Below are 19,869 nucleotides of genomic sequence, written 5' to 3'. Positions count from 1 at the left end.
AAAGAATCCATTCATGAAATCATATAGCAGCATTGAACAACGCATCGACATTCTCCAAAGCAGAATTGAAGCCTACCAAGAAGAAATTAAAGTGTTACAAGCCGAGCCGAAAAGTAACAATGAACGGATTATTTTTAAGTTCATTGAAACCGGCAGTACAGGTAAAACCAAAGATTTTGTGAGAGAGCTGGGAATTAAATCGCCGCGTGATAGCTTATATTCATCTGGTGATGTAACCAAACTGATTAAAGATGGCGCTGATGATATTTCGCCAGAGCTATTGAGCATAGCCCGTGCACTTGCTAGCGCGCGCAACAAAAATGGCCCTGCTTGCTAATAGCAAATATAATAACGGATTAGCCGTAAGCTCTTGCGGCTAATCAACCAGCTCGATATCAAGTCCAGCTAATAAATTTAACGCTTCAAGCCGTTCAAACTTTGCATTACTCACATCATTGCTTGTTATATCAATATTAAATTGCGTTGCGCCAACAAAGTTTGCTTTTCTCAAATTAGTTTGATGAAACAGGCTGTCTCTAAAGTCAGTATCCGAGAAGTTGCTTTGAGTTAAGTTAGCGTGCCTAAAATCAACATCTTTGGCAAAACAGTTCGTCATTGTTAACGCTTTTAACTGTAATTCAAAAAACGAACTATGGCTCAGCTCACACTGTTTAAAACTCACCGGTGACGTTAGCGCTAATTGTGGCCAATTTACTTGTCCCCACATTATGCTATTGAGTTTACAATTTGCAAAGCTCACCCCTTCTAGTGAGCTGTAATTCCAATTAAGCTCAGTCAAATTACAGTTAATAAATTCACACTCTATAAACCGACAGGCACTAAACTGGCTGTGACTAAAATCGCAATCAATAAACTGACATTGTTCAAACTCAATATCGCTAAAGCGCTTTGCATTTGCTGTAAAGTTTGAAAATGACTGATCAAAATAATGACTATCTTTAAATAACTCGCTCATAAAAATAAAGCACCTAAATTGGGTTATGCCAAACAAAAAACCCCTTAGGTACGAAGCCTAAGGGGTTTTGATCTAACTAAACACTAGCTTTATTCTGCGCTTGGTAATTCTTTCTCAACTACACTAATAGCAAGCTCTGTCAGCGAATCGCTGTTTGCTTTGCTAGGCGCATCGGTTAATAAACACGATGCTTGTGTGGTTTTAGGGAAAGCAATAACGTCACGAATGTTATCAGTACCACATAACAACATAACTAAACGGTCTAAACCGAACGCTAAACCTGCATGCGGCGGTGTGCCGTATTTAAGCGCATCAAGTAAGAAACCAAATTTATCTTGCTGCTCTTGCGCTTCAATACCTAAAATTCTAAATGCTGCTTCTTGCATATCTGCATTGTGAATACGTACCGAGCCACCGCCCACTTCGTAGCCGTTTAATACCATATCGTAAGCATCTGAAATAGCCGCTGCTGGGTTTGCTTCAAGCTCACTGGCACTAATATCTTTTGGTGCAGTAAATGGATGGTGTACAGCGTGTAGTGTGCCTTCGTCATCTTCTTCAAACATTGGGAAGTCAACAACCCAAAGTGGTGCCCAGCTATCTAAATTAGTGATTTCTAAATCAATACCAATTTTTAAACGAAGTGCGCCCATGGCTTCATTTACGGTGTTGCGTTTATCCGCACCAAATAAAATGATATCGCCTGTTTGTGCATTAGTACGTTCAAGTAACTGCGTGATCACATCTTCATTTAAGAATTTAGCGATTGGCGATTGCACGCCCTCAACGCCTGCATCACGGTCATTTACTTTCATCCATGCTAAACCTTTAGCACCGTAAATACCGATAAACCTAGTGTAATCATCTAGTTGCTTACGAGAAAGTGATGCGCCACCTGGTACCGTTAGTACTGCAACACGGCCTTTTTCATCGTTTGCTGGGCCTGAGAATACTTTAAATTCTACGTCTTTTACTAAATCGGCTACATCAATAAGCTTCATTGGGTTACGTAAGTCTGGCTTATCAGAACCATATAGGCTCATTGCCTCAGAGTAAGGCATAATTGGGAAATCACCTAAATCAACATTTAGTAATGACTGCCACATTTCACGGATCATTTTCTCTGTCATACCACGTACTTGATCAGAGCTCATGAACGAGGTTTCTAAATCTATTTGAGTAAATTCAGGTTGACGGTCAGCACGTAAGTCTTCATCACGGAAACATTTAACAATTTGGTAGTAACGGTCAAAACCCGACATCATCAACAATTGCTTAAACAACTGTGGCGACTGTGGTAATGCGTAAAAGCTACCTTTATGAACACGACTCGGTACTAAGTAATCGCGAGCACCTTCAGGCGTTGCTTTAGTTAGCACTGGCGTTTCGATATCTAAAAAGCCATTTTCATCTAAAAAGCGACGTACAAAGCTGCTTGCTTTAGCACGTAATTTAATGCGGTCGCTCATTTCTAAACGACGTAAATCTAAGTAACGGTATTTTAAACGACGCTCTTCTGAGTTCACTTGGTTAAAATCAAGTGGCATAGGCTCAGAGCGGTTAATAATAGTTAAACCCGTGCCTAAAATTTCTACTTCGCCGGTTGCCATGTCTTTATTTACTTGACTATCTGGGCGAGCACGTACAATCCCTTTTAACTGAACACAAAATTCTTGACGAAGTTTGTTAGCTGTTTCCATTAATCCTTCAACTTCCGGATCGAATACAACTTGTACTAAACCTTCTCTATCACGTAAATCGACAAAGATAAGTCCGCCAAGGTCACGTCGTTTGTTGATCCAGCCACATAGTTCAACTTCCTGATCTACGTGAGTTTTATTTAGCTGTCCGCAGTATATAGAGCGCATAGTTTTCCTGTCAGATAAAAGGCATATAGCGGTTAAACACTGTTGTTTTAAAAGTTTTTATAAACACCAAAATGAAAATAAAACCGCTAGCAATTCAAAATAATCAAATTAAGCCCTGCATTATACCCAAGTCGGTTGAAGATGCTAGGGCGTGTTTACCTTTCGGGGTTGAATTTACAGCGCACCGTTTTGTTATTTGTTACACTACCGGCACTTTATAACAAGGCTTTTGTTTGTATGCTATATATTGGATGCCCGCAGTGGTCGAGCAACGCATGGAAAGGAAACTTATTTTCACGCCAGTGTAAAAATGCCGATATGCTTAGCGAATATGCGCAGCATTTTAATTCGGTAGAAGGTAATACTAGCTTTTACGCCGACCCCTCACCTGACACTGTATTACGATGGGCTGCCAGTGTACCTGATGAGTTTAAATTTACCTTTAAATTTCATCGGCGCTTTAGTCACGAACTCCAACTTACTAACGTGCAACATGAGCTAACTAATTGGCTTAATTTATTCGCCCCGCTATTTGAAAAAACAGGGCAAATAATGCTGCAATTACCTAAAGCGTTTGCCCCACAGCATTTAGCGAAGCTTGCCGCTTTTATTGAGTTACTTCCTAAAGAGCTAAACTATGGGGTTGAGGTACGCCACCCTGATTTTTTCAAAAAAGGTGAGGCCGAAATCGCGCTTAATCAGCTTTTAATGGCACACAATATAAACCGCATTGCAATGGATACCCGCGCATTATTTGCGGTTAAACCCACAACCGAAGCACTCATAGATGCACAACAAAAAAAGCCTTATTTACCAGTGCACGCTATTGCTACGGGCTCGCAGCCTATGGCGCGCTTCGTTATTGCTGATTTAGAAAACGATTATAAGACCTTTTATCAGCCTTGGCTTAGCAAAGTAACCCAGTGGCTCGATGAGGGCAAAAGCCCCTATGTGTTTTTTCATACCGCTGATAACCGCGAAGCGCCCTTACTGGCTCGCCAGTTTTGCCAAGATTTGGGGTATAATCACAATGTACTCAATCCATTTAGTGGCGAAAAAGAAGCCCACCAGCAAGCACTTTTTTAAAAATAAATTAAAAATACAGAGACAATAATGAGTGAATACGCACGTTACTTTACCGGCTACCCTGCCAATATCGTTGAGCAAGTGTTAGGACTAATAAAAGCAGGAAAGGTAAGTGAGTATTTACTTAAAAAGTACCCGCAGGCGCATCGTATTACCAGTGATAAGTTACTGTATAGCTACGCCACTGAGCTTAAAAAGCAGTATTTAAAAAACGCCCCGCCATTTGGCCGCGCTGCGTTTAAAAAACAAGGTGATATGGTTACCAATGCGCTCGGTACCCACACGTACCGTATGCAAGGTAAAACCCGCAAGCACGATTTAGCAATAAACAGCGATTTACTGCGCGCGCCAGAGCCATTATTAAAAGCATTAGTGGTGCACGAACTCGCGCATTTTAAAGAAAAAGACCATAACAAAGGCTTTTATAAACTGTGCTGCCATATGGAGCCGCAGTACCATCAGCTAGAGCTGGATTTACGGATTTTTTGTGTGGCTATTGCGATGGGTGAAAATCCGTATAATTGAGCGGTCAGCGGTCAGCGGTCAGCCAAAATTCAATGACACACGAGTTCATAATGAAAGCCCTCGTTAATAAAAAACGCGATACTAAATCGCGTTTTTTATAATTTACTGATAGCTACAAACTGACAGCTAGCTCGTTAGATTTCGTTTCACTCAACCCAATCTACTTAAAACGTTAAAGCCCTAATTCGGCCATAAAGTCGTCGTCGCTATCATCTTGCTTTGGCTGTTTTGCTTTTTCTTTATCCGCTTTTTGCTTGGCTTCGTTTGCGATAATGTCGTCTGGGTCTACAGCTTCTACAATGTCAAAATCGTGAAGTTTAATAAACTCTGTTTTATCCATCGCTAATTCTAAATAGAAGATATTTTGATTGCGAGTCGTAAACGTTACACGGCGAGCTTGCGGGCGATCCATAGTGGTATCAACCGATATTTGCACTTGCTTATTAATAGCCATCATTTTTGGCTGGTTTTGGGTAATAGAGGTATGCAGCTGTTCACGCACTTTTGACGTGAAGTCTCCCACTATTTGGTTCATCAACTCACCCATCACGTTTGAAACGTCATCAGATAAGTGACTATGCGCGATTTCGTCTTCTGGCATGCCCATATTACGCATGTAATCGCCATAAATTTCCATCGCCGCTTGCGCCGTAAAGTTGGTAACAACTAAGCCGGTAAAGCCCCCGTCAAATAAAACAAAACAACCTATGTCTGGTCGCATACATGTGCGGGTGATTTTTTGCACCATGGCTGAATAGCTGATCTCGTTGCCGCTGGCTGATGAAAGTACACCCGTTACTGAGTGGCATAATGTTGCTAATATATCGTCGGTACTAATAACCTTACTTTTGCTCATTTAATAATCTCTTTTATACTTATTCTTCATAATTCTAGTCAAGCTACTGAATTTATCACTGACTATCCAGCATAAAATGTTAAAATAGCACTATTATTTTCAAAGAGACTGCCTTCGTGAGTATAAAAGACAGTATTTATGCCTCTGAGCAACAAGTAAAAGACTTTAGTTTTGATCAAAACGTGGTTGAAGTATTTCCCGACATGATCCAACGCTCGGTCCCCGGTTACGCCACCATAGTAAGTACCATGGGAAAATTAGCGGGCGAGTATGCTCAGCCAAATTCAAATTTGTATGACCTAGGCTGCTCGTTAGGGGCGGTTACCCTAAGTATGCGCCGTAATATTCAAACTGATAGCTGTCATATTATTGCTGTAGATAACTCACAAGCCATGGTGGAGCGTTGTAAGGTACATTTACAGGGGTTTAGATCAGACGTTCCTGTAACTGTTACTTTAGGTGATATTAACGAGCTTGATATTCAAAATGCCTCAGTAGTAGCGATGAATTTTACTCTGCAGTTTATTCCACCTGCGCAGCGCAAAGCGGTACTTGAAAAAATATACGCTAATTTAAAGCCCGGTGGCGTTTTGCTATTAAGTGAAAAAATTAAAGCCGAAAACGAGCAATGTGATAACTTACTGATTGACTTGCACCACGACTTTAAACGTCATAATGGCTACTCTGAGCTAGAAATAAGCCAAAAGCGTACCGCGATTGAAAACGTAATGCGCCCCGATACACTTAGCACACATACACAACGTTTAAGCGACATTGGTTTTAGCCAAACGCAAGTGTGGTATCAATGTTTTAATTTTTGCTCAATGGTAGCAATTAAATAATTTAGAGAGTGACACATGTCTGCATGGTTTAACCAATTTTACGCTGCTATTGCACAAAGCCCACTTAGCCACTGGCTAGAAACCTTGCCTGCGCAATTAAAGCATTGGCAACAAGAGGCTAGCCATGGCGATTTGCCTCAATGGCAAAAAGTACTAAAAAACTTACCTGAGGTATCAACAAACCAAGTTGATATTGTCAGCAAAGTAGCAATAGGCGCGCCTGGCGAAATGACTGAAGGCGAAAAAAAGCAAACCACGCATTTATTAAAACGAATGATGCCTTGGCGAAAAGGTCCATTTAATGTGCACGGTATTGAAATAAATACCGAATGGCGCAGTGACTGGAAATGGGATCGACTCCTGCCGCATATTGAGCCATTAAAAGGCCGTACTGTATTAGATATTGGTTGTGGCTCGGGATATCACTTATGGCGTATGCGCGGTGAAGGTGCACAGTTTGTGGTGGGTATTGACCCATCTGACTTATTTTTGTGCCAGTTTCAGGCAATTAAACACTTCAACCCTGATGAAAACGTGCATTTATTACCATTAGGTGTAGAAGCCCTGCCAGAGCTTAAAGCATTTGATACGGTATTTTCGATGGGAGTACTTTATCACCGTCGCTCACCTATCGACTTTTTAGCGCAATTAAAGGCACAGCTTCGCCCTGGTGGTGAGCTAGTACTTGAAACTTTAGTTATTGAAGGCGATGAAAACACCGTTTTAGTACCGACCGACCGCTACGCAAAAATGCGTAATGTATGGTTTATTCCAAGCACTGCGGCATTAAAATTGTGGATGGAACGTGTTGGCTTTAAAGATGTGCAAATTAAAGATTGTGCTATTACAACGCTCGACGAGCAGCGTAAAACTGACTGGATGGAAAACGAATCTTTAGTTGACTTTTTAGACCCTACTGACACCAGTAAAACCATTGAAGGCTACCCTGCTCCACTTAGAGCGATACTTACAGCAAAAGCCTAATTTGTAGTATTAATTTTTATTTTCATGTTAAAAAGCGCCATTGGGCGCTTTTTTTGTTTACTAATGCAACAATTAGCGGACAAGTGTCCTTGTCTTTAAAATCAAATATAGATTTCAACTAGCCGCGCTCCTGCAATTGTTGTAAAATACGCGCGTTTCTAAGTAAGCATCAAAACAACTATTTTGAGGAAAACCTGTGAGCGAACAAAAACAGTCTCTAAGCTATAAAGACGCGGGCGTAGATATCGACGCTGGTAATGCACTTGTTGAGCGTATTAAAGGCGTAGTTAAAAAAACTCGTCGTCCTGAAGTGATGGGCGGAATTGGTGGTTTTGGCGCACTTTGCGAAATTCCTGAAGGTTATAAGCAACCCGTACTTGTAGCAGGCACCGATGGTGTTGGTACTAAGTTACGTTTAGCAATTGACCTTAAAAAGCACGATACCGTAGGTATCGACTTAGTTGCTATGTGTGTAAATGATTTAATAGTACAAGGCGCTGAACCCCTGTTTTTTCTAGATTACTACGCAACGGGTAAACTAGATGTAGACACAGCAGCCGACGTAGTAACCGGTATTGGTAAAGGTTGTGAAATTTCAGGTTGTGCCCTTATTGGTGGCGAAACAGCTGAAATGCCAGGTATGTATGATGGTGAAGACTACGACATGGCAGGCTTTTGTACCGGTGTAGTAGAAAAATCTAAAATTATTGATGGTACTAAAGTAGCCGCAGGCGATCAGCTAATTGCACTTGCTTCTAGTGGTCCACACTCAAACGGTTTCTCACTAATTCGTAAAGTATTAGAAGTGTCTAACGCTGATACTAACCAAGTGATTGATGGCAAAACCTTAGGTGAGCATCTTTTAGAACCAACACGCATTTACGTTAAACCATTACTTGAGTTGTTTAAGCAAGTAGACGTGCATGCTCTTTCGCATATTACTGGTGGTGGCTTTTGGGAAAACATCCCTCGCGTATTACCTGAATCTGCAAAAGCAGTTGTTAAAGGTGATAGCTGGCAGTGGCCTTCTGTGTTTAGCTGGTTACAAGAAAACGGCAACATTACCACTCACGAAATGTACCGTACATTTAACTGTGGTGTGGGCATGGTGTTAGTTGTACCTGCAGATCAACTTGATAACAGCATAAGCATTTTAAAAAATCTTGGTGAAAAGGCATGGCACCTTGGTGAGATTCAAGATGCGGTTGCGGGCGAAGAGCAAGTTGAAATTGTAGGTGGTGCTGCGTAATGGCACCCACTCGTCTAGTAGTTTTGATCTCAGGCAGTGGCTCAAATTTACAAGCCATTATTGATGCCTGTGAAAGCGGCGAGATAAACGCTCATATTGCGGCTGTTATTAGTAATAAAGCAGACGCATATGGGTTAGAGCGTGCAAAAAATGCAGGCATTGCAACGCAAGTACTGAGTCATAAAGAGTTTGACTCCCGCGAAGCATACGATGCCCAATTAATGCATATAATTGACTCTTTTGAACCAAATCTAGTTGTATTAGCTGGGTTTATGCGTATTCTAACTCCTAGCTTAGTGCAAAAATATGTTGGAAAAATGTTGAACATTCATCCATCTTTGTTGCCTAAGTACCAGGGGCTGAATACCCACCAAAGAGCAATTGATGCAAAAGACGACGTTCACGGCGTTAGTGTTCACTTTGTAACTGAAGAATTAGACGGCGGACCGGTTATTCTTCAAGCTAAAGTGCCTGTATTAGCAGATGATACAGCAGACACGCTCGCTAAACGTGTACATGCGCAAGAGCACATAATTTATCCTTTGGTGGTCAAGTGGTTCAGTGAACAACGACTTACGATGGAAGCAGATTATGCAGTTCTTGACGAAAAACAACTTCCTGCACACGGCGCGCACTACCCAAAATAAAAAATTAAGTGCTTGGCTACTATGTGCGGGCACTTTATTACTTCCTACCAGCCTGATTGCAGGCGAGTTAACCCAGTACCAAGCTAGTTATGACATTTTGCGCAAAGGCACTAATCACGGCAAAGCCGAGCGTGAACTAAAAAAACTCGATAATAATAACTACCAAGTCACTTACCACAGTGATATTGAATGGATGATTTTCTCTGACTCACGTCAAGAGTCATCAACCTTTAGCTTTATTAATGGTAACGTAGAGCCTATTGATTATACGATGATCCGCACAGGCACAGGGCCTGACAAAAAGTATAAAATTAACTTTGACCGTCTAACCAAAACGGTTACCAGTAACACCAGCGATTACCCGTTAAAATGCCAATGGCATGATAACTTCCAAGATGGTATTTCTTATCAAGTACAAGTTCGTGAAGGTCTTAAAAAAGGCAAAACCAACTTCTCGTTTCCGTTGGTTGATAAAAAAGGTAATTGCCGTGACTACGACTTTGAAGTGGTAGAAACCGAAATGATTTCTCTGCCTATAGGTAATGTAGAAGCAGTGAAAGTTAAACGCTTATACGATAACGATAAACGCCAAGCTTTAGCCTGGTTTGCCCCAGAAATGGATTACATGCTAGTGCGCATGTGGAAGGGTGAAAAAGGTGTGGAGCAGTTTGAAGTGCAAATGAAATCGTTTACCGTGATCAACCCACCTGCTTTACCTGCAGAAGTGAAAAACGAACTATCACCAGAGTAAATTGCTTACAAGGTGAAAGGCCCAAGTGTGACGACCATAACTTGGGCTTTTCATTTTAATACTTAAATTTAAAACTTTAAGCTGGGTTTCATTTTACTCTACCCAAGCTACATTAATTCACCCATTTTAAATAACGCAAACTCTCCTGGCTGCATTTTTTGCCAGCGCTCATCATTAGTTAATGGCCTTGTTGCTATAACCGTTACTACATCGTTTGGTGTGGTTTCTTGTTGAAAGTCGACCACCATGTCAGCATCAATCAATGTAGCTTTACCAAATGGTGCACGGCGCGTTATATAATGTAAGTTATTAGTACAATACGCTAAAACAAATACACCATCGGTCAATAACATATTAAATACGCCCTTTTCACGTAGCGTATGCGAAAGCTTGGCGGCGTATCTAAAAACCGATGCCATATTACTTGGACGCTTTGGGTATTTTTCGCGAATTTTGTCAAGTAACCAACAAAAAGCGAGTTCACTGTCGGTGTTTCCCACAGGTCGATAATACTCTGGTTTTAAATCGTGATAATTTGAAAGCTGCCCATTGTGTGCATAGGTTATTTCGCGCCCCCACAACTCTCGGGTAAACGGATGAGTGTTTTCAAGACACACCCGACCACGATTCCCTTGGCGAATATGACTAATAACCGATACACTTTTAATTGGGTACGCTTTTACCAGCTTTGCTATTTCTGACTGGTAACTTGGCTCTGGATCTTTAAAGGTTCTGCAGCCTTTACCTTCATAAAAAGTAATGCCCCAGCCGTCTTTATGCGGGCCAGTATTTCCACCACGCTCCAACAACCCTGAAAAACTAAAACAAATATCCGTTGGCACATTGGCTGACATGCCAAGTAACTCACACATAAAATAAATAAACCTTTAAAAATAATTACTTATAAATAAAAATGAAATTCAAATTTTCTTTTGGTCACAGTTTTGGTCGTTGTTTTGTTTTTGTAACGCTAAATTTAAATTATTTATAAGCTTGATAGTGACATTGTTAAACATCACCAGAATAAAGGCAAACAGTTATGTGTTTAGCTTTTCCAAAAATCGATTTTTTTGCATGCTTTATTTAGTGTTTTTAAATTTCAGTTTTGTTTTTGATTAACTTATTGTTTTATATTGATTTTATTGAAAGTTAAAAAAGCACTTTGATCTTTAAAACCCCACGTAAACGAGCTAAGTTATTGTTTATTAGTTTCATTATTTTTAATTCTTTATAAATTACAGTCGGTTAAACTGTAAAACAGTGAAATTAGTCACGATCTTTTCAGATCCTTGATCTGCTAAGAACCTTATATAGGGCGCTGGCTGGCGGTTTAAATGAAGTACTTTAAAACTGTAAAAAAATAACGATAAAGAGCGCGCAGGAGGGTGAGGAAGAGTGCGGATTTCGTGGCATACATTCTGTGTGGGGCTAGTTTCCGTGGCTAGAACCTCGCTGGCCAACATATACAGCGATAACTTTACTGCAGCAAGTGGCGGGCACTAAAAAGCCCAGCGTGATGCTGGGCTTGTTTGAGTGGCTTATGTGTTACTTTGTTATTGGGTCTAACCTAGATTTTTGGGCTGCAGCTTCACCTGCTTTGCTTGTGAATACTGCGGCGGTTATCGGTGGGGGCATTGTAATTGTGTGCTTATGGGTTGCGCATTCTGTTGCTATATCTTTTACTGTTGCCATTAGCTCTGAAAGTAATTTAAGTACGTTCTCGCTTTCGCTACCTACCCACGTTTTAGGGCTCTTATGCTCTTGTTCTTTGCTGGCTACTACTTTGCGTGTTTCACACTGCAGCTCTGCTAATTTACCAATTATGTCTTTTAATGATTCATCTGTTTTGTTTTCAAAGTTGCCCTGATCATCAATATGCTGATAAACACCTTCGCGTACTTGAGTACGGGTTTCACCTTCTTTGATAGCGGGCAAGTCCCAGCCAAAGGGTAACACTGTTCTTATGAATGGTTTATCAGCTCGGCCATAAGCAAAGCCAATTTCTACAATTGAATTAATAGCCGGCGGTTCTAATCGGCCAGCATTATTACCAACACCCGGTAATGGAATTGGCACGGCTTCTAACACTTCAATGTCTGCATCTTCACCATGCTCATTTAACAATTGTATGTTTGCGGCATACCTTGGGTAAAAAGCATCACTGGCTTTTTCTTCATCTGTTGGCAGTTCTGGCAATGCAACAACCCTACCCCATGTTGGCAGGTGTAGTTTATTGCTTAGCTCTGGGAATAACCGGCGAACAACTCTACTTATAACTTTTTCCATCACTATGCCTTACTGGTTTAACAGCTTACTTTGCCATTTAATTAATTGCTTGTTCCCTGATAAAATCACCTCAGTAATATAGCGGCCGTTTAGCTTTATGCCTGGTCTTAGTTTTGGTATTGCTATTAGCTCACCGCTTGTTGATGATTTAACTTTTATCGTATGCTCAGGAAAGTCGTTTATCTCTGACTTAGCCCAGCCAGAATCAGCCCAACTGCCAACATATATTTGGCCGTCAGGTCTTTGCTGATAAATATACCCGTCAATATTAAACACCTTACCCAATTGTTGTAATGCGCTTATACCCGTACCGTTATGATAAAAGCACGGCACCTTTTTATTTATATATTCAGCATTTGGCGTAACAAACTTAACGCCTAATTCGCTTAGCTTTTCTAACACCATTTTTGCTGTGGCATGACGTATTACAATTGGGGATGAAAAAGCCAACGCGCCTATTAACTCACGACACGTAATCAACCATTGGTTATTGGCAAAGTGCTTTGATTCAATCACACCTAAAAAATAAGGTGTTAGGTTTGTAGCGCTGTATCCTATTTGCAGCTCAACAATGCCCGACGGTTCATTATCACTGGTAATAGAAAACGTAGCGCGGCCAGTACTAAACAAGCCAAGCTTAATGCTTTCATCAACAATGCTATTAACTTGTTTGCCGCCAATTGTTAGCACTTTAGTAAGCCGGTCACTTGTTTGCATGCTTATGGCCCTTCTACATTTTCAAATTGCTTTTGAATGTTTTCGTGCCCGCTGGTTGCTTGGCCTGTTGAGTTCTCAAGCGCTAAACCATCAATTTGTTGTTGCTCACGTTCAGACTTACTTTTAACCTCAACAAGTTTAAAGCTCACAGTCCAAATTTTTAATGTTTCGTCTTCGCTTGATGATATTTCACCGTCAAACTTCACCTTACGTATTTTATACGCTTCAGCAATGGTGCTGTTTACTGTGCGAACAATACGCGCGCCGTTTTCATCAAGTGCTTTAGCTTTGGCTATTAACTCAGCCAACTGAGCAGCATCATCGTGTTTTATTTTAACCGTCACACTTAAAACACCGGCTTTAACACCGTTGTCACTCGATAAACTAAACGAGCCATAGCCCGATAAGTCTTCACCGGCCACTTTCACGCCCGCATTAATTTTTGTGCCGTAGCCTGGCACTTTCCAGCCATCAAGCGTGATCATAAAAACAGCCCTTTAATTTTTGCGTAAGCCCACACACAAAACCACATAATGTAAGCTTTCCAAAGTGGCACACCATTGCTTTTAAGTAATACAAAAAACTCATAATGTGCTTTTTTACGCCCTGTTTTTAATGCAAAGTCATGCCATATTGCCGCAAGCAAGCCCTCGCCAAACGGATTATGAAACCATCGCACAAACCATGGAAACGTAAAGCCATCAGTTACAAAAAACCGATGAACTTCACCAAACTGGGTTTTTATCGGCTCTAGCAATTGCGCTTTACCGGCACTAATAAAATTAAGTTTAATTTGCATGGCTGCCCCTAAATCACAGAGAACCGTCGCTCTGTTAGTGCAAAAACATCTTGCTCATAATCAGAGTTAATAAGCTCTTGGTTAACAATCCACACGCCGTTAGTTTCAAACTTAAGTGGCAATGTAAATACACCGCTTACCACTTCTGCCGGCATTAGCTGCACACGACCAGTATCAACACGCTTAAAGGGCACTTTAAATTTACGATCAGGAATTGCTAATTGCCCCGTAGCAATAACAGCATCACTTGATTGCGGTACCGTGTATTCGTTTTCAACGTTTACATAGCCCTCAAGCTGGCCTGCTACATTGTCGATAATAACGGGGATCAATGGCGCTTCAACGGGCGCTATACTTGCTAAGTAATCCTCAACGCTGTAATCGCTAACAATGTTTTTACTGCCAACATAGTCAGCAAATAAATAATTACTTTCACCAATTGATACAATACTTTGATTTTTAAATAATGATTGTTTATCTGGTAACTGCGGCTCAATAAACCCTGAATTAATCTTTAGTAAAATAAGCATGGATAAATTTAAACCTCTTGCTGAATACGAAAGTTAGTTGTTGCGTGTATGCAATCTGATACCCACTTTTCTAATAGCGGTCTATCTAAGTACAACGTTTGACTGTTTCCTACGCCAATAAACATATCCTTTGAAACCTGATAAATTCCAGTAAATTCATTGACTGCTTCTCTGTGTCTCGTTATAACTTGCCGTTTATTAGTCTTTGAAATAGACATATCCAAATCAGGATTTATACCGAACGTTCCACCTTTAACCATCACTACTGAGCCATTAAATAACGCAATACCATTTGTTATCCAGCCGTTTTGGTCTGCCTCAGTTCTGATGAGACCCACATCAGGCAATTCCAAACCTTGTGATAGGGTCGTCATATCAACTTCACATGATTTAAAGATTGTTTTACCTGAGTTGTAATAAACAGCGAATACAGTCCCATCCTCCAAAATACCTAGACTCTCTACAATAAATGGTGAGTTGGCTTTTGGTGTTTTTATAGAGCTAAGTCTATGAGTAATATTTTCTAGATTAACGGTAAAGAACCTGACAGAGCTGTCGTAATTTATCGATAATCTACCAAGCAAATGTGGCACGTTATCTATTAGCGTGATTACATATGATTCGCCATTCCCTCGCGTTGGGTTCTCGAAATATGCAGTAGAGCCAACAATATCATTTGTAGTCAAATTCCATCTGATAGAGCCATCTGCATTGTAATAAATGATATTAAAGTCAACGATTACTAAACCGCCCTTTAGAGGATCATAAGGGTTAGGAATCACAGGTATCTTATGTCTACTTCCATAGTCCACATCAATAGCATCAAAAAAGCTAGTCCCACGCTTTGCATCAGGCCAAGGCAGCAAATCAGTTTGTGAGTTTTGAAATACACCATTTTTAAAGCCTGCTTCGTTATTTACTACGCTATCCATTTAAAACTCCCACACGTTATCTATTTTGTTATACACAAATACACGTTCGTTTTTATCATCAGCAACAATGGTTACTTGGGTATCTACTGCGCCATCCGCTAAGCGTTTATACTTTGCAGTATCAGCCGTTGTTAAAACGGGCTGTCCGTTACTGGCCCGTACTGAAAACCACTCGTTCCCCGTAAGTTCAGCAACTAACGGCGCGTTATAGTTTGCTGAGTCAGTTAAGTTGTGGCGCTTTTTAAGCTCAAGTTCTGGTTGAGTAATAAATTTTTGATAGGCTTCAAATTCTGCCATGCTTACAAACTCGCCCTCTTGCACTTGCCATGGCAATGCGCTCAGGGTAATGCTTAAATCGTCTGCAATATTTTGGCTGCGCCAAACCACGCTTTTAACGCTGTGGTTACCTATTATATTGCCCACGGTTTTTGTTTTGGTTTGCAAAGCGGTGGTTACTACAGCAATAAGTACCTGTTCGTTGTTTGCTTTCGTTGCCACTACGCCAAACCAGTTGTATTCAAAGTCTCCTATTTCGTAGCCCATAACAACACTGATCACAATGGCGTTGCCATCGACTTTTGATACCGCATTAACCGGCTCACTATGCACAATGTTTGCGGGTATCACAGTGTTAGGATCAATCGGGGCTGTTTCGTCTTGGCCGCTAATATTGGCAAACACAAAATGCGTTATGTTTTGCACTTCATCGCCTGCAAATACAGCGTTGCGGTAGTCTAAGCCCGCATTGGTTATTTGTAATTGGCTCACCCGATCACCTCTTTATCAAATTCAACAAGCGCTATTGCATCAGTGGTATTAATTACCGACATAGCACTTAAAAAATAACGCCTACATGTACGGCCGTATTGCTTTATAACTTCGTTTACTAGCGGTTCTCTATCGCGAAACTGCTCTTCAAGCATGGCTATTTCTACCATGTCCCAATCAAAACCAGGTGGGCGGGCATTTACTGTTATAAAGCCAAAGCCCAGGCGTTTAAAAATTCGCTCCATACCCACATCAAAACCAGCATCCTCACTGTTAGCTACTGCGTGTTTTATGCGTAAACTGTAAAGCTCTACACTTTCACCGTTTAGCCGGTTAATGCCACGTTCCCACGCAAGTAAATCTAAAATAGGCAATGCGGCTTGTTCATCATTTAGCTGTTCTAGCCACCAAAAAAGCTGGCTTTCAAGGCGTTGCCAATATGTTTGGGCTACTTTTGCCAGTGCATTAGCATCTGCACCGCTTAACCAGCTTGGTAGCTCAATTTTATCTAGTTCACTCATGCGTTTGCTCGCAATGTGGTGGTTAAACTACCAATTACAGGTAGCCACAATCCCGATTCAATATCGTCATTTGCAAACTTAATTGATTTAAGCGCGGGGAACTGTTGGTGCAGCTCGCTGGCCAATACACTAAAACTAAAGCGGCTGTTAGCGCTGCAGGTTGTAACCTCATAAGCGGCGTTTTCTCTAAATGCCGCGCGTATGCACTCGTTTAGCTCGTTTTGAATGTCACTTACGTTGGGCTTTAACCAATAATCGGCCACAATGTTTTGTGCTTGGGTGGGTATGGCTTGCACTAACATATCGTCGCCGGTGCCGTGGTAGCCGCTAGCAATATGGTTATTAATGGCATCAATAACCGCTTGGCTAATGCTGCCCACGGTTAAATGCACATACGCGGTTGCGCTACCTGGTCCGCGCGGTGCGTTTTTATCAAACACTATGTTGTCGGCCAATATGCCCGGAAACTCACTAATTATGGCGCGGTATACCGCATCAACATGGTAGTTGCCTAGCGTTGCAAACTTATCGCGTATACGTAGTTTATAGTTTTCGTCGCCCTCTACCTCTTGGCCTGCACGTACTATCCAATTGTCTTCGTTAACAACACTTACGCCGTCAATGGGTTCAGCAAACTGATTAAAATAACCACCTGTTAAGTTATGGGCGCCACCCTCAATAAGGGCTTGCGCTAACGTTGTTTGCTCGCTTACGCCTACGGTAAATACCGTGTCGTAAAGCGTTTCAAGCTGGTAAGTAATGCCGTTTAACGGGCTGCTATTTATAATAGTGCCCTTGGGGATTATTAATTCAGCATCGCTAGCTGCTCTATTAATTTTTAAATTGCCTTGGGTTTTTATAGCCCCTAAACGCGGCGTATTTCGTGCCGCGCCGTGTTCGTCTGTCCACTGCCCGTTTGAGGACAACACAAAACTATTAGGCATAACACTACTGGCCAACAATCCGGTTGCTTGCAAAGCGGGCTTTGTGGCAATGGCTTTTATTAAACGCCAAAACGGGCTAAATGGGCTGTTGTTTTTAACTTCAAAGCCCTCTTGTTTTACTATTTCATCCCATACTTTTTTGGCGTCTTCTTCGGTTACAGGAATGCCCGCATCAATAAGAACCTGCTCAAACTGTGCTTTATTAGCCATTTAATTGCCCGCCTCTTGTCCGTAGTCTTTGGTTTGCGCTAACACTTTTATGCTTTTATCGATGCCGTAAAATACCTGAATTGTGCCTGGCACTAAGCGGTCGTCTTGCTCTACTATTAGCTCTACTTCGGTCAGTACCATTTTTATGCTGTTAATGTTGCGTTGGCCTATTAATAAAAACGGCAAGCCGCTTTCTAGTAATCGGTGTTTAATATCTTGGCTAATAACATCAGACTTAGTTAACTGCGCTGGTGTTAGCACTTCATCAAACGACAAGTCTCGATCAACTACATTTAAATCTATATGTATCATTAGCCGGTAAGCTCCATCATTTTTTCAAAGTCGCGGGCTATGTCGTCCGATTTCATTGTTACGTTTTCAATGTAAACGCGCTTGCTGTTATCGTTACTATTAGTATTGCGGGCATTGGTAATGCTTTGCTGTGGCTGCATGCGTTCAAGCTTAAGCGCGGGTAGTTCGTTATAGCTTGGTGGTTTGCTTTTAAGTTGCTCAGTTTGCTGCGCTTCAATCACAAAGTTTTCAGGCATAACAGGCGGCGAAAATGGCACCACGTTATTAGCCGTTTCTTGCTGCTCGTACGGTATTAATGGCGCTGGCGTTTTTACGTTTTCTGGCACTGTTTTGTCAATCGGCGCAATTTCAGGCGTTACTTCAATATCAACACCGGGGATCAGGTTTAATTTATCTATTATCCAATCCATAGTGTCGTTGAATATGCTTTTAATGCCGCCCCATACACTGCTAAAAATACCACTAATAGCTTTAATCCATCCCCATTCGCTCATGGTGGCTTTTAGGTCGTCCCAGTAATAAACAAGTGCGCCAATGGCCGCTATTGCCAAAGTAATACCCGCAATAATTAAGCCTATTGGGTTAGCGTACATAACAAGGTTTACTGCAAACATTACGGCTCTTAATGCACTTAAACCCGATGTAAGCGCGGCATTTATGCCCGCCCATGCCATTGCACCCACGCCCCATGCAACCATGGCCATTTTTCCCGCGCCCATAATTAGCGTAAACAAACCGCCCGCAGCCACAAGGCCAAGCAATGCCACAGCCCCATAACCTATGTACTTGGTAAGGGTTGGGAACTCGTTAGTAAAGCCGACTATGCTAGTGCCCATGTCTGCAATCATGCCTACAAAGTCATTAAAAACAGGCAATATCACCGCGCCCCACGCAGCACGAATTACATACCAACTTTGGCTTAATCGCTCGCTTTGGTCTGTCATGTCCATGGCCATTTTTTCGGCTTGTTGCATGCCGGTAACATTGCCCAAATCGTTTATTGATTTTCCTAGGCCGTCAATATCGTTCATCAGTAAGTTTATGGTGGCCACGGCTTCATTAGAGCCAAACGCTTTTTTAAGTTCGTCGCCCTCAGTTACGTCTATGGTTTCGCCGTATTTGCCTTTTATTTTATTGAGTATGTCGACCATAGGCAGCATCGCGCCTTGGCTGTCAGTAAAGCTTAAATTTAGGGCGTCTTGCGCTTTACCCACCCCCGCTAAAAACGACTTATATTTTGTACCGGCTTCACTGCCCGACATAGTGGCTTGCAATGTGCCAAGGATTGCCATTTGCTCGTTCATGGCAATACCTGCTGTGGTTGCTTGCGCACCAATAGCAGTAAACGCGCCCGACATTTCGGTGCCCGTTGTTTTAAATGCCTGTACTGCGGTGGCCGTCATGCCTGTTAGCTGTTCTACCCACTCACTTTTGCCCATGGCATTAGCTTGGTTTTTAAAAATGCCATACATGGTGCCCATATAATTGGTAATAGTGCCTGCGTCTGATTTAGTCGCAGCGGCTAACACATTGCTCGATAGCGTAAACGCTGATAAATCGGCATCGTTAAGCCCAGCAATGGCGCTTTGTATGTCGTAGCTCGATTTAACAAATTCAGTAGACGATTTGCCGTACTTAAGTGCAAAATCGTATGATGTATCGGTTAGTTGTTTTAATGCCGATTCACGCACACCCAGCGATTTAACCTCGCCTAGTGCGCGGTCCATTTCTATGGCTGGCATAAGTGCGTTTTGTAATGCATAACCGCTGGCCGCAATACCCGCAACGCCCGACGCCATTTTCATGGTGCCTGCTTGGTAGTCATTGGTTAACCCATTTAACCCTTTGCTTATTTTGGCAATAGGCTTGGTTATTTGGTCAATCATGCCAACGGTAAACATTAGCGGTTGCGGTAAACTCATTTACTTGCCCCCAAAGGCTTTGCACACGGCATTGGTTATTACGTTTTCTAGGTTTTCGCGCTGGTTTTTATACAACCAACCAGCGCGAGCTAAGCTTTGCTCGTCGTCATTTTCATGCGGTAATAAATGACGGCGTAAAATAAA

General features: G+C 41.7%; 24 protein-coding genes. 8 read left to right on the top strand and 16 right to left on the bottom strand.

The genetic code is table 11. The features are described 5' to 3' along the window. The first annotated feature begins 13 nt into the window (after window positions 1-13). The gene (locus CWB75_RS14315) at window positions 14-337 is read left to right on the top strand and encodes a hypothetical protein (protein ID WP_008111621.1); all 324 of its coding nucleotides are present in this window, start codon (window positions 14-16) and stop codon (window positions 335-337) included. 39 nt (window positions 338-376) lie between these two features. On the opposite strand, the gene CWB75_RS14310 is transcribed toward CWB75_RS14315, so the two are convergent. Together CWB75_RS14310 and aspS are read right to left on the bottom strand one after the other, a co-directional pair. After that, complete coding sequence (locus tag CWB75_RS14310) at window positions 377-976, bottom strand: pentapeptide repeat-containing protein (RefSeq protein ID WP_138571022.1); 600 nt, start codon at window positions 974-976, stop codon at window positions 377-379. Window positions 977-1,065: 89 nt separating this feature from the next. Beyond that, window positions 1,066-2,844 (bottom strand): aspartate--tRNA ligase, encoded by a 1,779-nt coding sequence (aspS, locus tag CWB75_RS14305; protein ID WP_138571021.1) that lies wholly within the window; start codon window positions 2,842-2,844, stop codon window positions 1,066-1,068. A 237-nt stretch (window positions 2,845-3,081) separates the two neighbouring features. Here aspS and CWB75_RS14300 point away from each other — a divergent pair, with 237 nt between their 5' ends. Together CWB75_RS14300 and CWB75_RS14295 are read left to right on the top strand one after the other, a co-directional pair. Continuing rightward, the gene (locus CWB75_RS14300) at window positions 3,082-3,930 is read left to right on the top strand and encodes a DUF72 domain-containing protein (protein WP_055013396.1); all 849 of its coding nucleotides are present in this window, start codon (window positions 3,082-3,084) and stop codon (window positions 3,928-3,930) included. Window positions 3,931-3,957: 27 nt separating this feature from the next. Then, on the top strand, window positions 3,958-4,455 hold the full coding sequence (locus tag CWB75_RS14295) for a M48 metallopeptidase family protein (RefSeq protein WP_010391443.1): 498 nt from the start codon (window positions 3,958-3,960) through the stop codon (window positions 4,453-4,455). A gap of 172 nt (window positions 4,456-4,627) precedes the next feature. On the opposite strand, the gene CWB75_RS14290 is transcribed toward CWB75_RS14295, so the two are convergent. Continuing rightward, window positions 4,628-5,311, bottom strand: coding sequence for a DUF3334 family protein (locus CWB75_RS14290; RefSeq protein WP_010391441.1), 684 nt, complete (start codon window positions 5,309-5,311; stop codon window positions 4,628-4,630). Window positions 5,312-5,427: 116 nt separating this feature from the next. Here CWB75_RS14290 and cmoA point away from each other — a divergent pair, with 116 nt between their 5' ends. The 5 genes from cmoA (at window position 5,428) to CWB75_RS14265 (ending at window position 9,784) form a co-directional block, all read left to right on the top strand. Then, a complete protein-coding gene (cmoA, locus tag CWB75_RS14285) occupies window positions 5,428-6,153 on the top strand; it encodes a carboxy-S-adenosyl-L-methionine synthase CmoA (RefSeq protein ID WP_008111640.1) in 726 nt (241 codons plus the stop codon). 15 nt (window positions 6,154-6,168) lie between these two features. Continuing rightward, the gene (cmoB, locus tag CWB75_RS14280) at window positions 6,169-7,137 is read left to right on the top strand and encodes a tRNA 5-methoxyuridine(34)/uridine 5-oxyacetic acid(34) synthase CmoB (RefSeq protein ID WP_138571020.1); all 969 of its coding nucleotides are present in this window, start codon (window positions 6,169-6,171) and stop codon (window positions 7,135-7,137) included. Between the two features lie 196 nt (window positions 7,138-7,333). Continuing rightward, complete coding sequence (gene purM, locus CWB75_RS14275) at window positions 7,334-8,386, top strand: phosphoribosylformylglycinamidine cyclo-ligase (protein WP_138571019.1); 1,053 nt, start codon at window positions 7,334-7,336, stop codon at window positions 8,384-8,386. Continuing rightward, window positions 8,386-9,033 carry a phosphoribosylglycinamide formyltransferase gene (gene purN, locus CWB75_RS14270; protein ID WP_008111647.1) on the top strand — a complete coding sequence of 216 codons (648 nt, stop codon included), beginning with the start codon at window positions 8,386-8,388 and terminating at the stop codon, window positions 9,031-9,033. The genes purM and purN overlap by 1 nt, the downstream gene beginning before the upstream one ends. Continuing rightward, entirely contained in the window at window positions 8,987-9,784 is a 798-nt protein-coding gene (locus CWB75_RS14265) for a DUF3108 domain-containing protein (protein WP_249362334.1), read from the top strand. Before purN ends, CWB75_RS14265 begins: the two co-directional genes overlap by 47 nt. A 107-nt stretch (window positions 9,785-9,891) precedes the next feature. On the opposite strand, the gene CWB75_RS14260 is transcribed toward CWB75_RS14265, so the two are convergent. The 13 genes from CWB75_RS14260 to CWB75_RS19345 form a co-directional block, all read right to left on the bottom strand. Next, a complete protein-coding gene (locus CWB75_RS14260; protein WP_008111650.1) occupies window positions 9,892-10,656 on the bottom strand; it encodes a class II glutamine amidotransferase in 765 nt (254 codons plus the stop codon). A gap of 673 nt (window positions 10,657-11,329) precedes the next feature. After that, window positions 11,330-12,070, bottom strand: coding sequence for a hypothetical protein (locus CWB75_RS14255; protein ID WP_138571018.1), 741 nt, complete (start codon window positions 12,068-12,070; stop codon window positions 11,330-11,332). Between the two features lie 9 nt (window positions 12,071-12,079). Beyond that, on the bottom strand, window positions 12,080-12,787 hold the full coding sequence (locus tag CWB75_RS14250; RefSeq protein ID WP_138571017.1) for a hypothetical protein: 708 nt from the start codon (window positions 12,785-12,787) through the stop codon (window positions 12,080-12,082). A gap of 2 nt (window positions 12,788-12,789) precedes the next feature. Next, window positions 12,790-13,272, bottom strand: coding sequence for a baseplate complex protein (locus CWB75_RS14245; RefSeq protein ID WP_138571016.1), 483 nt, complete (start codon window positions 13,270-13,272; stop codon window positions 12,790-12,792). Beyond that, window positions 13,269-13,586, bottom strand: coding sequence for a DUF1353 domain-containing protein (locus CWB75_RS14240; protein ID WP_138571015.1), 318 nt, complete (start codon window positions 13,584-13,586; stop codon window positions 13,269-13,271). Before CWB75_RS14240 ends, CWB75_RS14245 begins: the two co-directional genes overlap by 4 nt. Window positions 13,587-13,594: 8 nt before the next feature. After that, window positions 13,595-14,116: a hypothetical protein gene (locus CWB75_RS14235; RefSeq protein WP_138571014.1), complete on the bottom strand. Its 522-nt coding sequence runs from the start codon at window positions 14,114-14,116 to the stop codon at window positions 13,595-13,597. 8 nt (window positions 14,117-14,124) lie between these two features. Further along, the gene (locus CWB75_RS14230) at window positions 14,125-15,048 is read right to left on the bottom strand and encodes a hypothetical protein (RefSeq protein ID WP_138571013.1); all 924 of its coding nucleotides are present in this window, start codon (window positions 15,046-15,048) and stop codon (window positions 14,125-14,127) included. Continuing rightward, entirely contained in the window at window positions 15,049-15,816 is a 768-nt protein-coding gene (locus CWB75_RS14225; RefSeq protein ID WP_138571012.1) for a phage tail-collar fiber domain-containing protein, read from the bottom strand. After that, window positions 15,813-16,337: a phage tail protein gene (locus tag CWB75_RS14220; RefSeq protein ID WP_138571011.1), complete on the bottom strand. Its 525-nt coding sequence runs from the start codon at window positions 16,335-16,337 to the stop codon at window positions 15,813-15,815. The genes CWB75_RS14225 and CWB75_RS14220 overlap by 4 nt, the downstream gene beginning before the upstream one ends. Then, window positions 16,334-17,491, bottom strand: coding sequence for a baseplate J/gp47 family protein (locus CWB75_RS14215; RefSeq protein WP_138571010.1), 1,158 nt, complete (start codon window positions 17,489-17,491; stop codon window positions 16,334-16,336). Before CWB75_RS14215 ends, CWB75_RS14220 begins: the two co-directional genes overlap by 4 nt. Next, window positions 17,492-17,803, bottom strand: a complete 312-nt coding sequence (locus tag CWB75_RS14210) for a DUF2590 family protein (RefSeq protein ID WP_138571009.1) — start codon at window positions 17,801-17,803, stop codon at window positions 17,492-17,494. Continuing rightward, window positions 17,803-19,725, bottom strand: coding sequence for a phage tail tape measure protein (locus CWB75_RS14205; RefSeq protein WP_138571008.1), 1,923 nt, complete (start codon window positions 19,723-19,725; stop codon window positions 17,803-17,805). The genes CWB75_RS14210 and CWB75_RS14205 overlap by 1 nt, the downstream gene beginning before the upstream one ends. Beyond that, the gene (locus CWB75_RS19345) at window positions 19,726-19,866 is read right to left on the bottom strand and encodes a DUF6890 family protein (protein WP_405599111.1); all 141 of its coding nucleotides are present in this window, start codon (window positions 19,864-19,866) and stop codon (window positions 19,726-19,728) included. Window positions 19,867-19,869 lie beyond the last annotated feature (3 nt).

The sequence above is a fragment of the Pseudoalteromonas sp. S1608 genome, assembly GCF_005887265.1.
Classification (GTDB): Bacteria; Pseudomonadota; Gammaproteobacteria; order Enterobacterales; family Alteromonadaceae; genus Pseudoalteromonas; species Pseudoalteromonas undina.
The sequence above is the reverse complement of the archived record's forward strand: the minus strand, read 5'-3'. Positions and strand labels throughout refer to the sequence as shown.